We start from the raw sequence: 21,594 nt of genomic DNA, 5'->3' as shown, positions 1-21,594 counted from the left end.
GCCCCGAGCGCCCACAACACACAACCATGGATCTTGCGGTACGCCGACGACGCCGTCGACGTGCACTGGGATCCATCGCGCGCGCTGCCGGGCTCGGATCCGACCCGGCGCGACCTGTTCCTGTCGCTGGGCGCCTTCGTCGAGACGTGTCTGATCGTCGCCGCCTCCGCCGGTCTGCCGGTACGCGCGGACATCGCCGTCGACCTCGCCGCGCGGCGGGTTGCCCGCCTTGTGCCGGCGTCCTCGTTGTACGACACACCGTTCACCGTCGCGTCCGTGCAACAGCGGCGCTGCGCCCGCGGTGGCTACGCCCCGGGCCGACTCGATCCGGCAACCCTGGCCGCGCTGACCTCGCTCGGCGCCGACCTGCGTCAGCTGCCGACCCGGGGTCTCGTCGCTCCGCTCGCGGAGGCCGACCGATGGATGTTCGGTACGCCGGCGGTGGTCAGCGAGCTCCGCTCGTGGTTGCGGCTGTCGCCGAAGCATCCGCGGTACCGCCTCGACGGCCTCACCGACCGCGCCATGGCACTGTCCCGGTTCGAGGCCACCGGCCTGGCCGCGATGATCGCGCCGATCGCCTACCCCGTCACGAGCCGCCTCGGCGGCCCGGCGCTGCTCGCCGCCGCGTCCAAGAGCATGCTGCGATACGACGGCAGCGTTCTGATCCTCGTCGGCCGCGCCGTCTCCCCGGAGTCGGTGGTCGAGCACGGCCGAGCCCTCGTCCGGGTCTGGCTGGCGTTGTCGGACCGTGGTCTGACCGTCCATCCACTCAGCCAGCTATTGGACTGCCCAATCACGGCCGCCGCGCTCGCCGCGAAACTCGGTCTGTCCCCGGGCGAGTCGCCGCTGGCGGTGTTCCGCACGGGCCGGCCGCTCGAGGCGCCGATCCGTTCCGCCCGCATCCCGGCCTCTCCGACCTGAGCCGGACTTGCGTATTACGCATTGGTTGCGCGGTACGCAAACCAGCGCTACCTTCGGGTCATGAATGCTCGTAGCGATCGGTACCGGGACGAGACCCGGCTCGACCTCGCGCTGGCCGCGTTCGCGCAGGCCAAGCGGGCGGGCCTCGCCTCCGTCCGGGTCCCGCGCGTGGCCGAGGCGGCCGGCGTCTCGACGCGGACCTTCAACAACTACTTCGCGAGCAAGGAGCAGGCGATCGCCTGGCTGGGCGGGCGGCACGCGGGCGGGATTGCCGTCGCGCTGGCCGAGCGGCCGGCCGGCGAGCCGATCGGCACGTCGCTCGTCGAGGCGGTGCTGAGCCAATACCGGCCACCGCAGGTCGAGGGGCTCCCGCCCGAGTTTCTGCGCGACTTCCGGGCGCTGGTCGCCGACGAGCCGGCCCTGCAGGGCGAATACCTGCGGGCGATGGCCGCGGCCGAGCGCGACCTGGGCGACGTGATCGAGAAGCGGGTCCCGTCGCTCGGCACGCTTCGCGCCCGCGTGCTCGCGGGCGTGGTCTTCGGCGCCGAACGCGCCGCGGTCCGGTATTGGATGCAGGCTCGCGCCGGCCGGCTGGTCGATGTCGTCCGCGAGGCCCTCGAGCCTGCCCTGGCCGGATGGGAGCAGACGCCGTGAACACCGCGCGCCGGGCCGCCCGCGGGCTGCTTCCGCCGCTTGCATCGGTGGCCGTCTACTTTCTTGCCCGGCCCCTGCTGCATTCGGACGCGGCCGCGCTCGCCGTGGCCGGTGCGATCCCAGCAGCGTACGCGATCGTTGCCGCCTTGGTCTGGCGCCGAATCGAGCTGTTCGCGTTGCTGTCCACGGCCGCTTTCGCGCTGGCCTGCATCGTCTCGCTGCTGGACGGCGGCAGCGCACTGCCCTTGAAGCTGCACGAAGCGGCCATCACCTTCGTCCTGGGTATCGCGCTGCTGGTCGCGGTCCTGATCCGTCGCCCGATGCCGGTCGGCCGCTGGCTGAAGGTGCCCGACGACCAGCGCTCGACCGACGAGACGCTCGGTGTCCTGATCGGCGCGTTCCTCGTCGTGCACGCCCTGGTGCAGCTGGTCCTGGCATTGACCATGTCGACCGCCACCTATCTCACCGCGGGCCGCGTCATCGGCTGGGCCGTGCTCGCCGGCGGCGCCCTCAGCCTCTGGACCTATCTGCGTCGCATCCGTCAGCGCGCGACGACGGTCGGCTGAATTGACCCGTTGACCCGCTTCCCCGGCCGTCGATAGCATGCGGTCAATCTGTTAGACAGTTTGCCTATCCATTGAACGCCACCCACAACGGTTGCCACGTGGAGGGGAGCGGTCGTGTACAGCGTCGTGCGTCGGGGGCTCGCCCTGGTCAGCGTCGGGGCCATGTGCCTCGCCATCCTCCCGGCCGGCACCGGGTACGCCAGCGCGGCCGCGCCGGCGATCACCGCGGGGCGGGGTGATGCCGGGCCCGTCGGCGCCGGTCCGGTGACGCTGCGGTCAGGTTGGAAGATCCAGTCGTCGGCGGTCGCCGGCGGCGACGGGGCCGCCATCTCGGACCCGGGCTACCCGACCGGTGGGTGGTTGCCGATCTCGCAGCCCGAGACGCTGATGGCCGGCCTGCTCGAGAACGGTCGCTACCCCGACGTTCTGTACTCGAACAACCTGGCGTCAGTGCCGGCCGACCAGTTCGCCGTGAACTGGTGGTACCGCGAGGCGTTTTCGCTGCACCCGCGCCCGGGTCAGCACACTTCGCTGATCATGAACGGCGTCCTGTCCCGCGCGAACCTGTGGGTCAACGGCATGAAGGTGGCCGACCAGTCCCAGCTGCAGGGTGCCTACTCACGCTTCGAATACGACATCAGCCCGTACGTGCGAGACGGCGCCAACGCGATCGCGCTGGACGTCTTCCGCAACGACACCAGCAACCGCACCGGCTATCTCACGCTGAACATGGTCGACTGGAACCCGCCGTCCCCGGACAACTGGACGGGACTTCAGTTCGCTCCGCAACTGGCGCAGGACGGCGCGGTGTCCGTGCGCAACGCCCACGTCGTGCAGGCCAACGCCCCCGATCTGAGCACCTCCGGCCTGACCGTGAAGGCGGACCTGCGCAACAACACCGCGGCGGCGCAGTCGGCCGAACTCACCGCCGTCATCACCGGCGATCGGCGCATCACGGCCCGCACGAGGATCACCGTGCCGGCCGGCGCGACGGTCGCCGTGAGCCTCGGCCCGGCGGACTTCCCCCAGTTGCGGCTGCGGCACCCGGCGGTGTGGTGGCCGTACCAGATGGGGAATCAGCCGTTGTATCACCTGGCGGTGACGGCCACCGGCGCCAAGAACGACGTCAGCGACCGGTACGCCGAGGACTTCGGCATCCGCACGGTGACCTCGCGCCTGACGCCGGTGGTCGCCGGCCAGACGCTGGGTGCGGCCGGCTACCGGCAGTACGCGATCAACGGGGTGCCCTTCGTCGTGCGCGGTGGCGGCTGGTCGCAGGACCTGTTCCTGCGGTACTCGCCGCGCAACATCCACGACCAGCTGGCGTACATCAAGAACATGGGTCTCAATGCGATCCGCTTCGAGGGCAACTTCCCGCCGGACGACATGTTCCAGCAGATGGATCGGATGGGCATCCTCTCGCTGCCGGGCTGGCAGTGCTGCAACAAGTGGGAGCAGTCGTCCACCCGGTGGAGCGACGAGATCAAGGCGAGCGCCGCCAACCAGGCGGCCAACGTCGCGCGATGGCTGCGCGACCACCCGAGCGTGCTCACGTTCTACCAGGGCAGCGACAACGAGCCCGACCCCGCGAAGGAAGCGATCTACCTCGACGCGTTCACGGCGGCCGACTGGCCGACGCCGCAGATCGCCTCGGCCGAGTACAAGGCCTCGGCACAGCTGGGCGAGTCCGGCAACAAGGAAGGCCCGTACAACTACGCTCCGCCGGCGTACTGGTGGGAGTCGGGCCCGGTCATGAGCAACCCGGATGACGCGTTCACCAACGCCGGGGGCGCGTTCGGCTTCGACACCGAGACCAGCCCCGGCAACACCGTACCGACGCGAGATTCTCTCAATCGATTCCTGCCGGCCGCCGATCAGAACCAGCTGTGGGACCCGAGCAGCACCAACGGGTCCGGCACCGGCCCCGACATCTTCCACACCAGCCCGTTCAACGACTACACCGCGATCGGGCGGATGGGGCAGTACAACACGGCTCTGTGGAACCGCTACGGGCACTGGTCGGACATGGCCTCCTACCAGGCGGCCGCGCAGGCCGGCGGGTACGAGGTCACGCGGGCCGAGTTCGAGGCGTACATCGGTCACGCGAAGGACCCGGCCAACCCCAGCACGGGCCTCATCTACTGGCAGATGAACAAGGCCTGGCCGTCGCTGCAGTGGGAGCTCTACGGCTACGACCTGGACCAGTCGGGCGTGTTCTTCGGCGCCAAGAAGGCCAACGAGGCCGTGCACGTCATGTACTCGTACGACAACGGCTCGATCAAGGTCGCCAACCTCACCAACCAGACCCGGCGCGGACTGCGTGCCAAGGCCGAATTCATCGACCTCGACGGCACCGTACGCGGGGTGGGTTCGGCGACCATCGCATCGCTGGCCGGCCAGGACGTCAGGACGGTGCTCACGCCCACCGTCCCGGCGGGAATCTCCACGACGTACTTCCTGCGACTCACGCTGAGCCAGGCCGGCAAGACCGTCAGCCGCAACGTCTATTGGCTGTCCACGACGCCCGACAAGATCGACTGGGCCGACACCATCGATCAGGGCGACGGTGCGGCCTTCGAGCCGGGCGGCTACGCCGATCTGACCGGGCTACGGTCGCTCGGCCCGGCCGCCGTGCGGCTCCACACGACGACGCGCCGCGCCGGCGACGACGACGTGACCACGGTGACCGTGACCAACGTCAGCAGCCGGCCCACGCCGGCGTTCCTGACCCGCGCCGACGTCCGTCGCGGCAATGCCGCCGGCACTCCACTTGCCGGCGACAACCAGGTGCTGCCGATCCTCTGGAGCGACAACGACATCACGCTGTGGCCGGGGGAGAGCCAGACCATCACGGCCACCTATAGGCACAACGATCTGCGGGGCGCCCGCCCGGTGGTCACCGTCTCCGGCTGGAACGTGCCACCAAGCGCCGGTCAGCCGGCGGCGGAGAACTGATCGGCAGCCGACCGACCGGTCAGGCCGGGCGGCGCGGCGGGATGCACCTGCGGGCATGGCAGAGCAGGATCGCCGCGTAGCCGTGGGCGGCGCTCTGCGACGTCTCCCGGACTTCGATCGAGCCGTCTAGCGGTTCGAACTCGGGCCGCAGCGCCGCGCGGAGGTCGTGTTCGTCGACGTCGGCGCCGGGGAAGGTCTTGCCGGCGACGGTGTAGCCCCGGCAGCGGCGCAGGGCGGCGGTGATGAACAGGCCTCCCGGCTGGACCAGGCCGGTGATGTGGCGCATGAACAGCAACCACGTCGTACGGTCGGCGGTGGCGGAGTCCGCGCAGTACGGGCTGATCACCGTGGGGTAATGACGGTCGATCGGGCGGGGGTGCCGGGCGTCGACCTGGACCAGCTTGGTGATCTTCGTTCGGGTGAGGTCCTCGCGGGCGGCGATCTGTTCGTCGGTCGGGCGGCTGATGCCCTCGCACTGCAGGGTGTAGCGGACGAACGGGCGCCAGTCGTGGGCTCCCGGTTCGCGGCCGATCCATCGCCGGATCTCGGCCAGGTTGGCCGGCAGGTAGTCGCCCAGGTGGATCTCGGAGGCGGTTTCGGCCGCGGCGAACACGTGGTGCAGGGTGGGCCCGACGCCGAAGAACAGCACCGGCCGGCCGGGCTCGGCGTGCCGCATCGCGTCGACGAGGAAGGCGACGGTGGCCACCTCGTCCGGCTCCACCGCGCGGTAGTAGCCGGCGAGATATTCCGCCGGTTCCCAGTCGGTGTCGAACGACGCGTACCGGCGGAAGCGACGCAGCAGGCCGGTGGTGATGCGGGCGAGCCCGTACTCGTACAGGGCGGCGGCGAAGTTGGCGCCGGCGAGGAAGCCGAGCGCGTCGGTGCTGGTGACGCTGTCGCTGAACGCCGCGGTACCGAAGGCGCCGGCATAGTAGATGCCCTCCGCGACGACCTGGGTGCCGACGTACCCGATCGCCGCCGCCAGTCGCGACACGCCGGTCTTGCCCGAGGTGCGCCGGGCGAGGTCGTACGCCGCCTTGGACAGGACGTTGGTGCTGGTCCCGGTGGTCACCAGCAGGGTCCAGTTCGCCCGCAGGTTGGCCCGCAACCCGACGGCCCAGGCCGCGTAGCTGGCCGCCAGAACCAGCAGCAGCCATGCGTGGCCGAGGCCCGCGAGCAGCCCCGACGCGACCAGCGCGACCCCGGCCGCCGCCGCGCAGGCGTCCAGCGCGTAGCTCGACGCGACGGTGGCGGCGAGGCTGACAGTCCAGTTTCTGAACCCGGCCGCCCGTCCATTCATGGTCGTGTCCCCGTTCGGCTCGGTGATGGCGATGTGGCCCGAGGATCGGCCGGCGGGGTGCTCACTATCCAGGTCAAAAAGTTGTCGATCGCTGTCCAAGCGCGTCCCGGCGGTGGACAGTGGAGCCGAACCTTGGTTGGAGGTGTCGGCGTGTCGACGCAGCTCGGCGATCTGTTGGACACCGCGCGTCGGCAGCGCCTGGTGGGACGGCACCGCGAACTGGCCAGTTTTGACGACGCGGTTTCCGGGCGTACACCGCGGCGGTTGTTGTTCTTGTACGGCCCCGGCGGCATCGGCAAGAGCACCCTGCTCCAGGAGTTCCGCGCGCGTGCTCGCTCGGCCGGCCGGACCGTCGTGCATGTCGACGGCCGCGACATCGACCCGTCGCCGGAAGGACTGGACGCGGCAATCCGCCTCGCCGGCGGCCCTGGGGACGATCCGGCCGGCGCGGTCCTGCTGGTCGATGGCTACGAGCAGCTCACCCCGATCGACGGATGGCTCCGCGACGAACGCCTTCCCGCGCTCAGTGCCGACGCCATCGTCGTGCTGGCCGGCCGTGACCCGCCGGCCGCGCCGTGGCGTACCGACCTGGGATGGCAGTTTCTGGTCGCGGTCCACCGCCTCGACCACTTCGACCTCGGCGAAAGCACCGAATTGCTCGCCCACGCCGGCGTGGCGCCGTCCGAGCGGGACCATCTCGTCGCCCTCGGCCGCGGGCACCCGCTCACCATGGCCTTGCTGGCCGACCTCGCCATGTCCGGCCAGACCCCCGGAACCCTGGCCGACGCGCCGGATCTCATCTCCGTACTGCTGGAATCGTTCCTGCGTGACGTGCCCAGCGAGGCGCACCTCACGGGCCTCGCCACCTGCGCGCTGGCCTGGCTGACCACCGAGGAGCTTCTGGTACGAGTGGTGGGCGCCGAGGCCGCGCCGGTGTGGCAGTGGCTCGCCCGGCGGCCGTTCGTCACCGTCGGCGCGCGCGGCCTGTTCATCCACGACCTGGCCCGTGACGTGCTGGATGCCGAGTTCCAGCGCCGCATGTCCGAGCGCTATCGCACGTACCGCCGGGCTGTCTATCACCACGCGGTGGACCGCCTCCGCACTGCCACCGACCAGGACCGGCAGCTGCACGCCCAGCAACTGCTCTACCTGATGCGCAACAACCCCTTCGCCGACGCGTACGCCTCTCTGCGCGCGCAGGGCTCCGCCACCGTCCTGCCGGGCCATCCGGACGACCATGCCCAGGTTTGCGCGATCATCGAGGAGTTCGAGGGAAGGGCGAGCGCCGACCTCGCCCGGGCCTGGCTCTCCGAGCGACCCGAACACCTCAGCGTCATTCGCATCGGCGACAGCGTCGCCGGTTTCGCCTACCACGTCTTCAGCCCCAGCGGCTCGGTGCTGGAACAACGCGACCCGGCCGTGCGAGCCGCGCTCGACCATGTCGCGCGGCACGGGCCGGCCCGCCCCGGCGAGTGCATCGACATCGTCCGCTACAACGGCGGCGCGCAAACACATCAACGCGACCCGTACGCCCTGCTGGCCGGGCCCGTCTCCAGCGTCATCGAGTGGCTCACCCGGCCCCTCGCCTGGTCGTTCACCGTCGTCATCGACGTCGAGTACTGGCACGCCTACTTCGACTACCTCGCCTTCGCCCGGCTGGCCGACGTCGACATCGGCGGCGTGCGGCACGTCATCTACGGCATCGACTGGCGCCGCTTCCCGGTCGACGCCTGGTTCGATCTGATGCACGAGCGGGGTCGCTCCGGACTGACCGGACCAGCGCCGGCCGCGCTGCTCCGCCCGCCCCCGCTGGACCGCGGCCAGTTCGGCGTTGCGGTCAAGGCAGCCCTACAGAGCCTGCACCGGACCGATCAACTCGCCGCCGGCCCGCTCATCGGCTCGGCTCTGGCCACCGGACCGGCCGGCCCGAGCACCGACCAGCTCCGGGCCACCATCGAAGCCGCCGTCGACCACCTCGGCACTCAACCCAAGGGCGACCAACTCCGAGCGGTCCTGTACCGCACCTACCTCCGCGCCGCCCCCACCCAGGAAGCCGCCGCCGAGGTCCTCGACCTGCCGCTGAGCACTTACCGCCGCCACCTGGCCAAGGCCCTCGAACAACTGGCCGACATCCTCTGGGCGGTCGAAATCGGCGACCTGCGCCTGCCGGCGAAACCAGGGACGGGTGGTCCCTAGGCGGGGACGGTCGGCGGCGCCCCCGTCAGTGGTGTGGTGTCCAGGTACTTGATCTCGTCGACGCGTTCGGTGAACCTCCAGCCGTCCGGGGTGCGCCGGTAGCGGTCGTGATACGCGGAGTAGTTCAGGTGCGAGCCGCCGTCGCGCGTCCGCCCGAGAGTCAGCACGTACGCGCGGCCGGAAGCGGTGTTGCCCTCGAGGTGGATGATGCCCGGGTGGGTGGTCTGCACGAGGTACTCCCAGAGACCCTCCTGCAGCCGCTCGATCCCGGCCCGGATCTGGTCGCGGCCGACGAACTCGACGTCGACGCCGGGGATCCGCCACACCGCGTCCGGCGCGAACAGCGACGCGAACCGGTCGTAGTCGCGCATCATCCCCGCGTCGGTGAACTCACCGCGCAGCGCCTCGATCTCGACCCGGTCGGCCATGCTCTGAAGGTCGCTCATCCCTGCGTACACCATTGTCTCCTTTGTTATTTTTGTTGTTCTTGTACGTCGATGCGATCCACGGAGATCAGCGGGAGGCCGAGGTCGTGGATCTTCACGAGCAGCCCGTGCAGTGCGGCCTGGTCGACGACGGCGCCCGCGATCACGGTGACGTCGCCGGGCTCGTTCGTGATCTGCAACTCGTCGAACCAGGTCGACCACCGCGGGTCGAGGACGCCTTCGACGCGGATCTCGTAGTTCACGGTTACCCAGCCAACCGCGCGGCCGTGGCACAGTCGTCACCCGCATGTGGCGTTGCGGGTGGAATTCGATGGCGGCGCCGACACGGCGGGTACCCGAAGGTGGCACCTCGCGGTGGCCGAGGCCGCATAGATCCCGGACAATGGTGGGCGACTTCGCTGGGGGTGCCTGATGGCTGAGTTGTCGGACAGCCGTTCCCGGCACGCGCTCGCCGACACGCAGAGCGGATTACTGGCGACGAAGCTGTACGTGCCGCGGCTCCCACCGGGTTTCGTGACCCGGCCGCGGCTGGTCGGCCTGCTGGAAGGCGGGTTGGCCCGGGAGTTGGTGCTGGTCTGCGCGCCGGCCGGGTTCGGCAAGACGTCGCTGTTGGCCGACCTGTGCCGGCGCTCCCCGCGGCCGGTCGGGTGGTTGTCCCTGGATGCGGGCGACAACGACCCGGCGCGGTTCTGGCGGCATCTCGCCGCCGCCGTGGAGCAGGTGCGGCCGGGTATTGCCGAACGGGCCGAGCCCCTCCTGAGCGGCCCGGCACCGGGCTCCTTCGAGAGGGTCGCCACGGGGTTGATCAACGAGCTGGCCGCCGAGCCCCACGACGTGGTGCTGGTGCTGGACGACTACCACCTCATCGATGCGCCACCGGTGCACGCGTCGCTCGAGTTCCTGTTGCGCCATCAGCCGCCCGGCCTGCATGTGGTGATGGCCAGCCGGACCGACCCGCCGCTGCCGCTGGCGCGGTGGCGCGCCCGCGGCCGGCTGGCCGAGCTGCGCGCCGACGTGCTGCGCTTCACCGGCGAGGAGGCCGCCGACCTGCTGCGCGGGGCGGTCGGCCCGGACCTGAACGCGGGGTTGGGTGATGACGCGGTCGCGGCGCTGGCGACCCGTACCGAGGGGTGGGCGGCGGGCCTGCAACTGGCCGCTCTGTCGCTGCTCGGCACGCCGGACGTCGCCTCCTTCGTGGCGACCTTCTCCGGCAGCCACCGGTACGTCCTGGACTATCTCACCGAAGAGGTGCTTACCAACCAGCCCGAGCCCGTACGGGAGTTTCTGCTGGAGACGTCGGTATTGGAGCGGCTGTCCGGGCCGCTGTGCGACGCGGTCACCGGCCGCGTCGACGGCCAGGCGATGCTGGAGGCGATCGAGCGCGCCAACCTCTTCTTGTCCCCGTTGGACGATGTGCGCGGCTGGTGGCGCTACCACCAGCTGTTCGCCGACCTGCTTCGCGCCCGCCTCCAACAGCAACGACCCGAGCGGCAGCGTGAGCTGCATCGCAGCGCCGCCGCCTGGCACGAGGCACACGGCTCGGTGGACGAGGCCGTGCGGCACGCGCTGGCCGCCGGGGACGCGACCTGGGCCGCGCGGTTGCTCGAGCGACACTTCGATGAGCTGCAGATGCGGAGCGAGGTCGCGACCGTGCGGCGATGGTTTGCCGCCCTCCCCGCCGAGTTGATCGCCGCACGGCCCCGGCTGCTGCTGATGCAGGCGCATTACGCCTTTCTCGCCGGTCGGCTGGACGAGGGCGAAGGCCTGTTGGAAGCCGCGGAGCGGGCATGGCCTCCGGTCGCCGACGAGCCGTACGAGCCCTCCGTCGCCCGGGCGGCGAGCTTGTTGGTGAACGTTCCCGCGTGGATCGCGGTGGAGCATGCCTTCATCGCGTATTCGCGCGGCGACGCCGAGCAGACGGCCCGGTTCGCCACGCGGGCGCTGGCCGGGGCCGGCGAGGACGAATGGATGCTGGACACGGTCGCGCGCGGGCACCTGACGATGGCCACCTGGCTGCGCGGCCGGGTCGACGAGGCCGAACGCGAGCTGATCTCGCAGGTCGCGACGTTACGGACGCTGGACAAACGCGATGAGACCGCATGGGTCTGCGGCCTGCTAGGTCAGGTGCAGTCGGCCCGGGGCGACCTGGACGCCGCGGCCGCGACGTACCGGCAGGCCGTGGAGATGACCGCGCCGCCCGGCCGCGCGGCACCGCCCGCCGCGGGCGTCGGGTACGCCGGGCTGGCCGAGGTGGCCTACCAGCGGAACGATCTCGATGCCGCGTCGCGGCACCTCGCCGCCGCCCTCCCGTTGTGCCGCCAACTCGTCTATACCCCATCGCTCGCCCGGGCGCTGGCCACGCTGGCTTGGATCCGGCATGCCCAGGGCGACGAGGCCGGCTCCCGGGAGGCAGCTGACGAGGCCGTCGCCGCGGCGCCCGGCCCGGACCTGGTCGACCTGTTCAACCCGGTCCCGGCCCAGCGGGCGCGGCTGTTGCTGGCCCAGGGCGATGTCGACGCCGCCGCCCGGTGGACAGCCGGACGCGGTGTCGACGCGGACGACGAACCCCGCTATCCGCGAGAGCCCGCGTACCTGGTGCTGGCCCGGGTGCTGCTCGCCCAGGGCCGGACCGGCCAGGCACTCAGGCTCCTCGACCGGCTGCGCTCGGCGGCGACCGTGCAGAACCGGATCGGCAGCGTCATCGAGATACAGGCCCTGCGCGCCCTGGCGCTCGCGGCCGACAGCCGCCGGGCCGAGGCGCTCGCCGCCCTCACCGACGCCGTCGGGCTGGCCCAGCCCCAGGGCTACATCAGAGTCTTCGCCGACGAAGGCCCGCCGATGGCCGCGCTGCTCGGCCGGCTCCCCGTGAACGACACAGTGCCGATGGCGTACGTGGGCCGGCTGATGCGGGCCTTCCGGCACGCGGACGCGGAAGCCGCGGCCGTTCCCGGACTGGTCGCCGGCCTGAGCGGGCGCGAGCTCGAGGTGCTGCGGCTGATGGCGGCGGGCAAGCAGAACAAGGAGATCGCCGACCAGCTGTACGTCACGGTCGACACGGTGAAAAAACACGTCACCCACATCCTGGAGAAGCTCGGGGCGTCCAACCGCACCGAGGCGACCGCCCGCGCCCGCGAGCTCAGCCTGCTCCCGTAGCCGCTCCTGCCACTTTCGGGTATCGGGCCCGGCGCCGCCGGTCGGCACGACTCCACTTCGAACGGCACTTGCGGGTGACGACTCCGCCACGGCCGCGCCGTGGAATTGCGCCGAGAGCAAGTTCCGGAATCGGGAAGGGGATCGTCATGCGGGTGTTCGTGGCAGGCGGGACCGGGGTCCTGGGGCGGCGGCTGGTCCCGCAGTTGGTGGCCCGGGGCCACCACGTGACGGCAACCACGACGAGCGCGGCCAAGCGGGGCCTGGTGGAACGGTTGGGCGCCGAGGCGGCCGTGATGAACGGGCTGGACGCGATGTCGGTCGGCGACGCGGTGACCGCGGCCCGGCCGGACGCGATCGTGCACCAGATGACCGGAATCAGTCTTGCCCACGGCGGTAAGCCCGATCTGAAGCACATGGACCGCTGGTTCGCCGTCACCAACCGGCTGCGCACCGAGGGCACGGACCACTTGCTGGCCGCCGCGAAGGCGACCGGCGTACGTCAGTTCGTCGCGGAGGCCTACGCCAACTGGAACGGGATCCGCCAGGGCGGATGGATCAAAACCGAGCAGGACCCACTCGACCGGTACGAGGGGACGGCCGCACAGGCGACGATGGCGGCGCTTCGCCACGTCGAGGACGTGGTCGGCAAGGCGGGTGGCACGGTCCTGCGATACGGCGGGCTCTACGGGCCGGGCGCCACCGACGACCAGGTCGAGCTCGTACGCAAGCGACAGTTCCCGCTGGTCGGCAGCGGTGCCGGCTCCAGCTCGTGGGTGCATCTCGACGACGCGGCGAGCGCCACGGTCCTGGCCGTGGAGCAGGGGGCGACGGGCGTGTTCAACATCGTCGACGACGAGCCGGCGCCGGCGAGTGAATGGCTGCCCCATCTGGCCGCGTGCGCGGGAGCGAAGCCGCCGATGCGGGTCCCCACGTGGCTGGCCCGGCTGCTGGCCGGAGACCTGGCAGTAACGATCATGACCGAGGGGCGCGGCTTCTCCAACGCCAAGGCCAGGACCGGGCTCGGCTGGCAGTTGCGCTACCCGTCCTGGCGCAAGGGCTTCGAGGAAGGGCTGGCCTGACCGTGTCCGATCTCATCGCCGTCACCGGCGCCACCGGCGGCCTCGGTGCACTTGTCATCGACCATCTCCTGCGCCGGACCACGGCCGACCGGATCGTCGCGGTCGCCAGGGATGCCGGCAAGGCGGCCGTGTTGCCACCGTCCATCCAGGTCCGGATCGCCGACCACGACGACCGCGCCGCGGTCGACGCCGCCCTGTCCGGCATCGACACCCTGCTACTGGTCTCCGGGAACGAGTTCGGCAAGCGGATGACGCAGCACCGGAACGTGATCGAGGCGGCCAAGGCCGCCGGCGTCTCCCGGATCGCCTACACCAGTGCGCCGCACGCGGACACCAGCACGGCCGCCATCACCGCCGAGCACAAGGCAACCGAGCAAATCATCCGCGACTCGGGCCTGACCTACACCATCCTGCGAACCAACTCCTACCACGAGAACTACCGGTCGCACCTGGTCACGGCGCCGCGGACCGGCGTCATCATCGGCAGCGTGCACGACGGCCGGGTCGCCAGTGCCGCGAAGTCCGACTACGCCGAGGCGGCCGCCGTCGTCCTGACCACCGCCGGACACGACAACGCCGTCCACGAACTCACCGGCGACACCGCCTGGAACTACCACGACCTGGCGGCCACCATCTCCGAGATCACCGGCGTCGTCGTCACCTACCTTGACCTTTCGTCCGACGAGCACGCCGCGGCCTTGCGCGCGCAGGGCCTCGACGAGCCCACCATCGCCTTCCTCGTCCAGCTGGACGCCGACCTCGCCCACGGCGTCTCCGCCGACGCCACCGACCACCTGCGCCACCTGATCGGCCGACCGGCAACGCCCCTGCTGGACGGGCTGCGCGCCTTGCACGGAGACTGTGGCTGACATCGTGGTGACGACTAGGCTCACGTTCATGTCCGCGCGTCTGGACCCGAGTTGGTTTGTCCTCGCCAGCCGGGAGTCGGTGGACGGGCTCCGGTGCGTAGACACCTTCCGTCGCCCGGACGGCTCGTTCGGTTTCGAGGAGTTCCGCCGCGACCCCGAGGATATGGGGGCCTGGACACCGGTGGCGTATTTCTCGAGCGCTGCCTATGCCAGCCGGGTCGAGGCCGACGCCGCGGCGGAGCGAGCAGTCTCGTGGCTCAGCCCGGACGGCGTGTGACCAGGCCGCCCGCTTGCGGCAGGACCCTCACGAGACGCTAGCCGGCGGCATAGCCGGTGAGCCGCAGCGGCGTGATCCGGATGACCACGCGGACGACCTCGGGCGGCAGCTGCAGATACTCCGCGCCCGCGCCCGGGCCCTCGTACTCCTCGTCCAGGCGCACCGCCAGCTCACGCCCGATGTCCTCGGTGATGGTGGCGACGCCGCGCACCTCGGCATATTTCTGCGGGTCGTCACGGTCGTAGACCGAGATGCTGACCCGCGGGTCGCGGCGGATGTTCCTCTCTTTGCGTCGACCGGCCTGGGAGGAGACGACCAGCTCGTCACCGTCGCGGCCGACCCAGACCACCGACGTCTGAGGACTCCCGTCGGGGTTCACGGTGGCGAGGACGGCCGGGTTCGGATCGTCGAACAGCTTACGAACGGCATCGTTGAGCCGGGCTGACATTCCACCAACCTACCTGGAGGCGGCCGAGTAGGCAGGGGAGCGCGCGATGGTGGCCACGATCTTGCGCCAACCGAGGTGAGCCTGCTGTCATGAGCGCACGCCGTTGATTGCAGGACCGGAGGGGTGCGTTGTCAGGCCTGTCCAGGTGGTTTCGGAAACCGCCGGATGAGTTCGTTCACGACGGACTGCCGCTGGGCGGCGACGTGGACTGGGCTGCTTTCCCTTGGCCGGATCCGGGCGACTACGACCGGCGAAAGATCCTGAGCGCTCTGCGAGCCGTCGTCGCGCCGCACCCGAAGGACTGGACTGACGCCGGGACACTAGTACGGTTCGCGGTCGGCAACGATCACCGCGGCACCGTCTACCCGGCGGCCGTGGCGATGACCGAGAAGTTGGTGATGGTCGCCGAGAGCTATCCGGGCCATCCCCAGTGGGTCGCGCTGGCGGTACTGGAAGCCTGGTGGGGCGGGTATGAACCGGAGGTCGGCTTCTCGTCGTACGTCGATGCCGACGGTTCGCGCCTCGGAGTCATCCCCGAGATCGCCCGCAGGATCACCGGCGCCGCCCCTCTGCTGACCCGGATCGCCGGGATGGTCTCCGAGCCGGCCAACGCGGCACTGGCCTCCGCGCTGCTCACCGTGATTCCCCTCGGATGGGGTCACGTAGTGGATGAGCATGGCGTGGTGCATTCCTGGGGTGGCCGAGTCGACCCGGACGGGAGCGTCCATTTCCCCGAAAGGGAGAACACGTAGGCAAAAGTTTGGTCTGCTCGGTATCGCATAATTTGGACCTGTTGAGGCTACCAAGTCATCCGTAGCGTCGGGGCCATGCGGCTGAGTATCACTTGGCCGGCCCACGTCGAACATCCATGAGGTGACGAGCCCAGATGACCTTGTACGTCGAGACCGACGGACTGACCGCCGCGGAAGGAATGGTGCAGCGTGCCGCGGACGACGTCCTCGCCGCGAGGAACCATTTCGACGAGAACGGGAAGATCCTCTGGGTACTGGACGGGATCATCAACATCGTCGAAGACGACAGCAATCGGATCAGATGGAGCCTTCTCGCTTTCCTCAATAATGTCGGGCAAAACGCACTACCCGCAGCGGCGGAAGCGATAACGGACGCCCGCAACTACTACAAGCGGACCGATCAGGCCGGCGCCGAGAAGATTGACGCCACGATGCCCGGCGTGAACGTGGCGGCGGAAAGCAGGGATGTGCCTGCGCCGCAGCCCGGCCCCGGCAACCGGGACCTGACCCCGTTGCACGATGTCCGAGAACCTGGAGGCCGGCTCGGCCATGTTCCGTTCGACGACTCGGCGTACGGCCTGGACTACCAGCCGAAGTGGCACGAGATGATCTCCCCTGCATCCGCGCTCCGCACCGCGATCTACGAGGTGACCGCGCTCGCTTCGAAAATCGGCATGTGCGACCGGGCATACGATCCGTACGAGGTCGTTCTCAAGCCGATCTGTGGCGACTGGGCGGGGATGGCGCGCCTCGGGTACGTGCTGAATCAGCTGGAGTGGTGCCTTCGCGACGTGGCGGCCAACCTGGCGTGGACGGCCCAGGGCACCCGATCGGTGTGGACGGGCAACGCCGGCGACGCCGCCTCCGCGTACCTGTTCACCATGGCGAAGGCCCTCGACACCTCGGCTTCCACGTTGGACGGTCTCGGCAAGATGTACAGCGAGGCCGCGCAGGGCGCGTTCGAACTGGCCGACACGATCGGGTCGCTGCTCAGCGGCATCGCGGACGCGGCCATCGTCGCGGCGGCAGCCGGAGCGACGGCGGGTGGATCCGCAGCCACCGGTATCGGGCTCCCGCTGGCCGCACTGGCCGCCATCGGTGGCGCCGTCGAGGTGTCCCGTGTGGTCCGCGGCGTCATCGAGATCATCGACTACGTCGGCAAGTTCGACGCGCTGACGTCGACCCTGAAGAGTTCCATGGGACATTTCGGCGAGGTCGACGGTGAGTTTCCCGTGCCCGAGCTCCCGACGGTCCCGCCGGTGCCGCGTTGATCGCCGGCTCGGGCACGATCGAGGCGCTCCTCGCGAGGGTCGAGAATTCGCGCTATCGCGCGCTGCTCCACGACGACCAATTACGCCGGCGTCTCGTGTTCAGGATGCTGGCGGAAAGCGAGGATCCGATGCTCCGCGAAATGGGCGAGCAACTTCGCGACGGCCTGGTCACGCCGTCCCAGCTGATGTCGATTCCGGAGTATTGGGAGGCGCTGAGCCCGGGGTACGAGGCTCTGGGCAGCATCGACCTCGACCAGGTGGCCGAACAGGTCGACGCCGCGGACGACGCACCGCGGGACGACGCGAGTGCCGCGCCCGGGCCACCTACGCCGTGAACCACTCCCGTTCGGTGAGGAACGTGCAGGCGGCCGGTAGCAGCGCCGGCCGCTCGAGCACCGCGGAACCGGGCATCAAGACGCCCGCGGCCATCGGGATTCGCCAGGCCATCAACTGTTATGTACCGTCCCGGCGTGACCGATGAGAACTCGTCATCCGCGTCGGCTCCCCCGCCGGACCCCACCGCCCCACCGATTCCCACGGCGCCGGAAATCCCGACCGTCCCGCCCGACCCGGTGCCGCCCGCATACCAGCCGCCACCCGGTTACCCGGCGCCGGGCTATCCAGCGCCGGGCTACCCGGCGGGTTATCAAGCGGTCGGCTACCAGCCTCCGCCCGGCTACTACCCTGGCCCGGGCTATCCGCCGCCGCCGTACGGCTATCCCGGCTATCCGCCGCCGTACGGCTATCCCGGCTATCCGCCGCCGCCCCCGGCCGACCCGGGCACCAACGGCTTCGCCATCGCCGCGCTGATCACCAGCATTCCCGGCGGGAGCCTGCTGAGCGTCGCCTTCGGCATCGTCGCGCTGGTGCAGATCCGCAAGAGCCGGCAGCGCGGCCGCGGCCTGGCCATCGCCGGCCTGGCCATCTCCGCCTGCTGGGTGCTGCTCATCTGCGGCGCTCTCGGGTACGGCTTCGTCCAGGGCGTCCGGGAGAGCGCGAACCAGGACAGCAGCAGCGTCGGCGGCAGCCCCGTACCCACGGTCACGACCGACTATCAGCTCGGCGAGTGCCTGAACAACCTCTACGGACCGACGCCGAACCCGGTCTCGTGCACGACCGCGCATCCGGGCGAGATCTACGCCATCGTCAACCTGCCGTACGGGCCGTGGCCGGGCGAGGAGTCGGTGAAGGAGCAGGCGGAGTTGGCGTGCGAACCGCTGCTCGACCGTTACCTGACCGACCACCCCAATCTGGACTTCACCTACATGTATCCGGGTGAGAGCGCCTGGCCCGACGACCGCCGGGTCATCTGCATTGCCCGTGACCCCGAGGGCGACCTAAGGGAGCCGCTGGTCAAGTGAGTCGACCAGGGCCGGCATGAGCACCGCTCGGCCGGCCGGAGCGGTCAGGTCGCGAACGGCGGCGACCAACTGCTCGGGTGTCAAGCCGCCGGGCCGCCGGGGTGTACTTTCGTGCGGCGCGGGCAGCTTGGTGATCTCGGCCGGCCCGGGCCATCGCTTGCGCGCGCCTTGTCGGCTGACCGCCGCGGAGTTGGACGGTCCGATCGATATGGCGAAATGGCGGCCAATCAGCCAGCACGACCTGCGCTACTGGCAACCACAGACGCTGGGCGAGAGCCTATTCAACAGGCATCCTCTGCCGCTGATATCGCAGGCTGGCGCGGCGCGGCAGTCACTTCTCGTGTCCGCCGCGCGGCGAGCCCTCCCGGTCAGAATCGGGTGAACTCCATAACCCAGTTCGACTCCCACGTTTGTCCGCCGTCGGCGGAGAATTTTTGCTCCCATCTTGCCGACGTGGGCGTGATGTCGGACCAGATGAAGTGTGCCTTGATCGGCTTGCCGTCGTGGGTGTCGTCGCCGTAGAAGTCGCCGCGGCCGTCGGTGAACGTGCCGACGACCGGCGGGTAGAGCCGTCCGGTTTGGCTGTTCGCCCAGTAGATCGACCATTCCTTGCGCTCGGTGTCGAACAGCCGCAGGGTGAAACCGCGGCTACCGAGCGTGGAGAAGACGATTTCTTCGGTGTTGCCACCGCCGTGGAAGATCGGCTGGCAGGTGGTGGTGCCGGGGAAGGTTTCCCAGTCGTCGCTGCCGGCGAACAGTGTGGTGAGCCGCCGGTTGGTCACGTTCCACGAACCGATGAGGAAGTCGAAGTCGTTCATGGCGAAGATCATGGCGGGCTATCCCTGACATCTTCTGTCAGTGGCCTGGAAGACTGTCTCGGGTGCAAGCGAGTTGACTGCTGTCCGTGGTGCTGTTGCCGCAGAGCCGAGGGCGGCTGGAGGCGTCGATGCGGATTCGGCAGCGCCTCCATCTCGACGCACACGGCTGGTACCGGGAATCCGACGCGGTGCCGCACCTGGTCGCCGTCGCCGAGGCACTCTCGCGGGACCAGGTCATCGAGATCTGGTCGCGCCGCTGGGCACCCCGGCCCGGTGAGGTCACCCGGCGGCTGCACACGCTGGGACTCGTACTCAAGGCCGGTGTTTGGTATTTGATCGCCGCCGGACGCGGCCGGCCGCGTACGAACCGGTCTCGTCGATCGGGCAGATCGCGCTGGTGCGCCTGACCCGGGGCGGGGTCGCCGCCCTTCCCGACGTCCGCGGCCCCAAAGCCGTCCGGCTTGCGCTTCGCACCCTCACACCCGCCGACCCGGACGGCTGGAGCGCGCCACCATTCCCATGGAAAACGTGCCGCACACCGCCGCGACTCTGCTCCGCCGCGGCCCCGAACGCCCAGGCACTCGTCCCACGGAACTCGTCGCATCCATCAGTAACCGGATTTGGCCGCTGTCCGGGCGTGCCGGCCAGAGTGCTCCAAGGTGGACAGTCTCCGCTTCGCGTCCTTGCCGGGCAGGACCCGGCCGACGTCCGGGACTCGGCAGATCTGTTCCTGCGCGCGCTCGACGAGCTCGGAGTCAGCCTTCCTTCGCGCAAGGCGAGGCGGCCTGGTCGCTCGCCCGTATGACGATGCAGGGAATCGTCGAGGGGAGCCATCAGCCCGGCGGCAGGGGCGAACGAGATATGGGGGTCTGCGTACCACCGCGTTGAACACAGCGGCGACCTTCGGATCAGGCTGATGGCACGTGTCGGGAGCTCGTCGTTGACTCGGACCGCCGGAGACAGTGACGTCGACGTGAACCCCGCCGACCTGCCGATCACACCAGAACTCGTTGCCGAGATCGAGCGCTGGGCCGCGGAGTCAGCCGGAAACATCTAAGGATGCGTTACCGCCGACTCCTGGACCGGGCGTTGCACCATGCGAACCACATCGCCGCCGTACCCGGCGATCCAATGCCGGGACGTTTCACCAGCTCACACCGCAAGTAGCTGGCGACCATCGGTTGCCCGCCGCACGCGTGTGCTAGCATTGCTATCAGCCCCGATTGACGAGGAGATGTGGCAATGGCGGCCCTCAGCATCCGAGATCTGGACGACTCCGTCAAAGAGAAGCTGCGTCTCCGGGCCGCCCGGCACGGCCGTTCCATGGAGGCCGAGATTCGCCTGATCCTCACCGAGGCCGCCACCGAGGAAGAACGTCCGCGAACCGACCTCTTCAGCGCGCTGACCGAACGCTTTACGCAGCTCGGTGGAGTGGACCTGGACGTTCCGGCTCGGACCACCCCACCCCGAGCGGCGGACTTCGGCGAGTGATGATCGTCCTCGACACCAACGTCGTCGCCGAGCTCATGCGTGCCACTCCTGCTCCTGCCGTGCGCGCATGGCTACGGCGGACGTCCAGCACTGGCCTCTACACAACCGCGGTCACTGTCGCCGAAATCCGCTACGGCATCGCACGGCTACCGGACGGCCGCCGCAAGCATGACCTGAATCAGGCAGCCAACGAAATCTTCGCCGCCTTCCCCCGCCAGGTTCTTCCCTTTGACCTCGCCGCGGCCACCGCCTACGCGGACGCGGTCGCCGGCCGCGAAGGAGATGGCAACCCGATCAGCGGCTTCGATGGCCAGATCGCCGCTATCTGCCGATCTCAGGCCGCGACCCTCGCCACGCGCAACACCAAGGACTTCATCGATACCGGCATCTCGCTCATCGACCCGTGGCAGGAGACAACCGCCTGACCTCACCAGCTCGATTGTCGTGAGCACGTCGCGAACTCGACTCGGTGACAGCGTGGTTCGCGCAATGCCTCACTCGACCCGGACTCCCGCGCAGGTTAGCTGATGGGTGGGCCGAACGTTGCACCATGCGAACCGCCCCACGGTCGTTCCCGGCAACCCGCTGCCGGGTCGTTTGCCCAGCTCACGCGGCAAGCGCACGGGTGGTTGATCGATTTCGGGAACGCCGGCCCGGCGTTCGCGGGCTCACCGGGCCATGCCGATGAAGCGGCGCCCCCACCCCCGTGCGGGCATCGACGCGATCCGGAAGCTCGGGCGGCCGCCGAGAAAATCTATGACCAACGTACTAGACATTCTTGCCAGCTCTGGCTAACGTTTCTGGCGTTGACAGCAGAGATCAGTGAAGACGCCGACGAGATGACCGAGCGTCAAGCAGGGCCCGGACCCACGTTCGTGGCTCGCTCGGCACTGCAAGGCACGCAGTTGGCAGGTAAGACCCTGACGTAACTCCAGGTCAGGGCAGGCAGGGCTGATACTGGCCCGGCCGGCAGGACAGTTCGCCGCACGTGTGTGGGGCCATGGAAGTCGCGTGGGGCTCCGACACCGGCGGACAGC

General features: G+C 69.7%; 23 protein-coding genes. 17 read left to right on the top strand and 6 right to left on the bottom strand.

All coding sequences use genetic code 11. From position 1 onward, the window contains the following. The first annotated feature begins 33 nt into the window (after positions 1 to 33). The 4 genes from A3CQ_RS0139110 (at position 34) to A3CQ_RS55630 (ending at position 5,096) form a co-directional block, all read left to right on the top strand. On the top strand, positions 34 to 921 hold the full coding sequence (locus tag A3CQ_RS0139110) for a nitroreductase family protein (protein WP_020516424.1): 888 nt from the start codon (positions 34 to 36) through the stop codon (positions 919 to 921). Positions 922 to 981: 60 nt separating this feature from the next. Further along, positions 982 to 1,575: a TetR/AcrR family transcriptional regulator gene (locus A3CQ_RS55635; protein WP_020516423.1), complete on the top strand. Its 594-nt coding sequence runs from the start codon at positions 982 to 984 to the stop codon at positions 1,573 to 1,575. Continuing rightward, complete coding sequence (locus A3CQ_RS0139100; protein ID WP_020516422.1) at positions 1,572 to 2,141, top strand: DUF3159 domain-containing protein; 570 nt, start codon at positions 1,572 to 1,574, stop codon at positions 2,139 to 2,141. Before A3CQ_RS55635 ends, A3CQ_RS0139100 begins: the two co-directional genes overlap by 4 nt. A 114-nt stretch (positions 2,142 to 2,255) precedes the next feature. Beyond that, on the top strand, positions 2,256 to 5,096 hold the full coding sequence (locus A3CQ_RS55630; RefSeq protein ID WP_020516421.1) for a glycoside hydrolase family 2 protein: 2,841 nt from the start codon (positions 2,256 to 2,258) through the stop codon (positions 5,094 to 5,096). Positions 5,097 to 5,115: 19 nt separating this feature from the next. Here A3CQ_RS55630 and gntF read toward each other — a convergent pair whose 3' ends face one another. After that, complete coding sequence (gene gntF, locus A3CQ_RS0139090; RefSeq protein ID WP_020516420.1) at positions 5,116 to 6,396, bottom strand: guanitoxin biosynthesis pre-guanitoxin forming N-methyltransferase GntF; 1,281 nt, start codon at positions 6,394 to 6,396, stop codon at positions 5,116 to 5,118. A gap of 150 nt (positions 6,397 to 6,546) precedes the next feature. Between gntF and A3CQ_RS0139085 the strand changes: the two genes are divergently transcribed. Then, a complete protein-coding gene (locus A3CQ_RS0139085; RefSeq protein WP_020516419.1) occupies positions 6,547 to 8,592 on the top strand; it encodes an AAA family ATPase in 2,046 nt (681 codons plus the stop codon). Here the strand turns inward: A3CQ_RS0139085 and A3CQ_RS0139080 are convergent. Then, positions 8,589 to 9,038, bottom strand: coding sequence for a nuclear transport factor 2 family protein (locus tag A3CQ_RS0139080; RefSeq protein WP_020516418.1), 450 nt, complete (start codon positions 9,036 to 9,038; stop codon positions 8,589 to 8,591). The two genes, A3CQ_RS0139085 and A3CQ_RS0139080, sit on opposite strands and share 4 nt — an antisense overlap. 26 nt (positions 9,039 to 9,064) lie before the next feature. Further along, the gene (locus A3CQ_RS0139075; protein WP_020516417.1) at positions 9,065 to 9,280 is read right to left on the bottom strand and encodes a DUF8691 family protein; all 216 of its coding nucleotides are present in this window, start codon (positions 9,278 to 9,280) and stop codon (positions 9,065 to 9,067) included. Between the two features lie 169 nt (positions 9,281 to 9,449). Here A3CQ_RS0139075 and A3CQ_RS0139070 point away from each other — a divergent pair, with 169 nt between their 5' ends. The 4 genes from A3CQ_RS0139070 to A3CQ_RS0139055 all read left to right on the top strand — a co-directional run bounded on the left by A3CQ_RS0139070 (position 9,450) and on the right by A3CQ_RS0139055 (position 14,416). Next, positions 9,450 to 12,191: a winged helix-turn-helix domain-containing protein gene (locus tag A3CQ_RS0139070; RefSeq protein ID WP_020516416.1), complete on the top strand. Its 2,742-nt coding sequence runs from the start codon at positions 9,450 to 9,452 to the stop codon at positions 12,189 to 12,191. Between the two features lie 146 nt (positions 12,192 to 12,337). Then, positions 12,338 to 13,270: an NAD-dependent epimerase/dehydratase family protein gene (locus tag A3CQ_RS0139065; RefSeq protein WP_020516415.1), complete on the top strand. Its 933-nt coding sequence runs from the start codon at positions 12,338 to 12,340 to the stop codon at positions 13,268 to 13,270. 2 nt (positions 13,271 to 13,272) lie between these two features. Next, positions 13,273 to 14,139, top strand: a complete 867-nt coding sequence (locus A3CQ_RS0139060; protein WP_020516414.1) for an SDR family oxidoreductase — start codon at positions 13,273 to 13,275, stop codon at positions 14,137 to 14,139. Positions 14,140 to 14,167: 28 nt separating this feature from the next. Further along, a complete protein-coding gene (locus A3CQ_RS0139055) occupies positions 14,168 to 14,416 on the top strand; it encodes a hypothetical protein (protein ID WP_040433893.1) in 249 nt (82 codons plus the stop codon). Positions 14,417 to 14,453: 37 nt separating this feature from the next. Here the strand turns inward: A3CQ_RS0139055 and A3CQ_RS0139050 are convergent, their stop codons facing one another. Then, a complete protein-coding gene (locus A3CQ_RS0139050) occupies positions 14,454 to 14,864 on the bottom strand; it encodes a PPOX class F420-dependent oxidoreductase (protein WP_020516412.1) in 411 nt (136 codons plus the stop codon). 203 nt (positions 14,865 to 15,067) lie between these two features. On the opposite strand from A3CQ_RS0139050, the gene A3CQ_RS0139045 reads away from it, so the two are divergent. From A3CQ_RS0139045 to A3CQ_RS0139035, 3 genes are all read left to right on the top strand, one after another. Beyond that, positions 15,068 to 15,616: a hypothetical protein gene (locus tag A3CQ_RS0139045; RefSeq protein ID WP_020516411.1), complete on the top strand. Its 549-nt coding sequence runs from the start codon at positions 15,068 to 15,070 to the stop codon at positions 15,614 to 15,616. Positions 15,617 to 15,750: 134 nt separating this feature from the next. After that, positions 15,751 to 16,887 (top strand): hypothetical protein, encoded by a 1,137-nt coding sequence (locus A3CQ_RS0139040; RefSeq protein WP_020516410.1) that lies wholly within the window; start codon positions 15,751 to 15,753, stop codon positions 16,885 to 16,887. Continuing rightward, positions 16,884 to 17,222 (top strand): hypothetical protein, encoded by a 339-nt coding sequence (locus A3CQ_RS0139035; protein WP_020516409.1) that lies wholly within the window; start codon positions 16,884 to 16,886, stop codon positions 17,220 to 17,222. The genes A3CQ_RS0139040 and A3CQ_RS0139035 overlap by 4 nt, the downstream gene beginning before the upstream one ends. On the opposite strand, the gene A3CQ_RS63805 is transcribed toward A3CQ_RS0139035, so the two are convergent. Next, entirely contained in the window at positions 17,212 to 17,334 is a 123-nt protein-coding gene (locus A3CQ_RS63805; protein WP_281171534.1) for a hypothetical protein, read from the bottom strand. The two genes, A3CQ_RS0139035 and A3CQ_RS63805, sit on opposite strands and share 11 nt — an antisense overlap. A gap of 23 nt (positions 17,335 to 17,357) precedes the next feature. Here A3CQ_RS63805 and A3CQ_RS58160 point away from each other — a divergent pair, with 23 nt between their 5' ends. Beyond that, positions 17,358 to 18,248 carry a DUF4190 domain-containing protein gene (locus A3CQ_RS58160; protein WP_211216767.1) on the top strand — a complete coding sequence of 297 codons (891 nt, stop codon included), beginning with the start codon at positions 17,358 to 17,360 and terminating at the stop codon, positions 18,246 to 18,248. 368 nt (positions 18,249 to 18,616) lie between these two features. Here the strand turns inward: A3CQ_RS58160 and A3CQ_RS0139020 are convergent, their stop codons facing one another. Beyond that, positions 18,617 to 19,078: a hypothetical protein gene (locus A3CQ_RS0139020; protein ID WP_020516406.1), complete on the bottom strand. Its 462-nt coding sequence runs from the start codon at positions 19,076 to 19,078 to the stop codon at positions 18,617 to 18,619. A gap of 116 nt (positions 19,079 to 19,194) precedes the next feature. On the opposite strand from A3CQ_RS0139020, the gene A3CQ_RS62325 reads away from it, so the two are divergent. The 4 genes from A3CQ_RS62325 (at position 19,195) to A3CQ_RS0139000 (ending at position 20,982) form a co-directional block, all read left to right on the top strand. Next, the gene (locus A3CQ_RS62325) at positions 19,195 to 19,473 is read left to right on the top strand and encodes a WYL domain-containing protein (protein WP_211216766.1); all 279 of its coding nucleotides are present in this window, start codon (positions 19,195 to 19,197) and stop codon (positions 19,471 to 19,473) included. 509 nt (positions 19,474 to 19,982) lie between these two features. Beyond that, on the top strand, positions 19,983 to 20,123 hold the full coding sequence (locus A3CQ_RS64450) for a hypothetical protein (protein ID WP_020516404.1): 141 nt from the start codon (positions 19,983 to 19,985) through the stop codon (positions 20,121 to 20,123). Positions 20,124 to 20,308: 185 nt separating this feature from the next. Continuing rightward, a complete protein-coding gene (locus tag A3CQ_RS0139005; RefSeq protein ID WP_020516403.1) occupies positions 20,309 to 20,557 on the top strand; it encodes a FitA-like ribbon-helix-helix domain-containing protein in 249 nt (82 codons plus the stop codon). Continuing rightward, positions 20,557 to 20,982, top strand: a complete 426-nt coding sequence (locus tag A3CQ_RS0139000) for a type II toxin-antitoxin system VapC family toxin (protein WP_020516402.1) — start codon at positions 20,557 to 20,559, stop codon at positions 20,980 to 20,982. The genes A3CQ_RS0139005 and A3CQ_RS0139000 overlap by 1 nt, the downstream gene beginning before the upstream one ends. The last annotated feature ends 612 nt before the right edge of the window (positions 20,983 to 21,594 follow it).

The organism is Paractinoplanes globisporus DSM 43857 (assembly GCF_000379645.1).
Classification (GTDB): domain Bacteria; phylum Actinomycetota; class Actinomycetes; order Mycobacteriales; family Micromonosporaceae; genus Actinoplanes; species Actinoplanes globisporus.
Note: the sequence above shows the minus strand (reverse complement) of the source record. Positions and strands in the feature narration are given on the sequence as shown.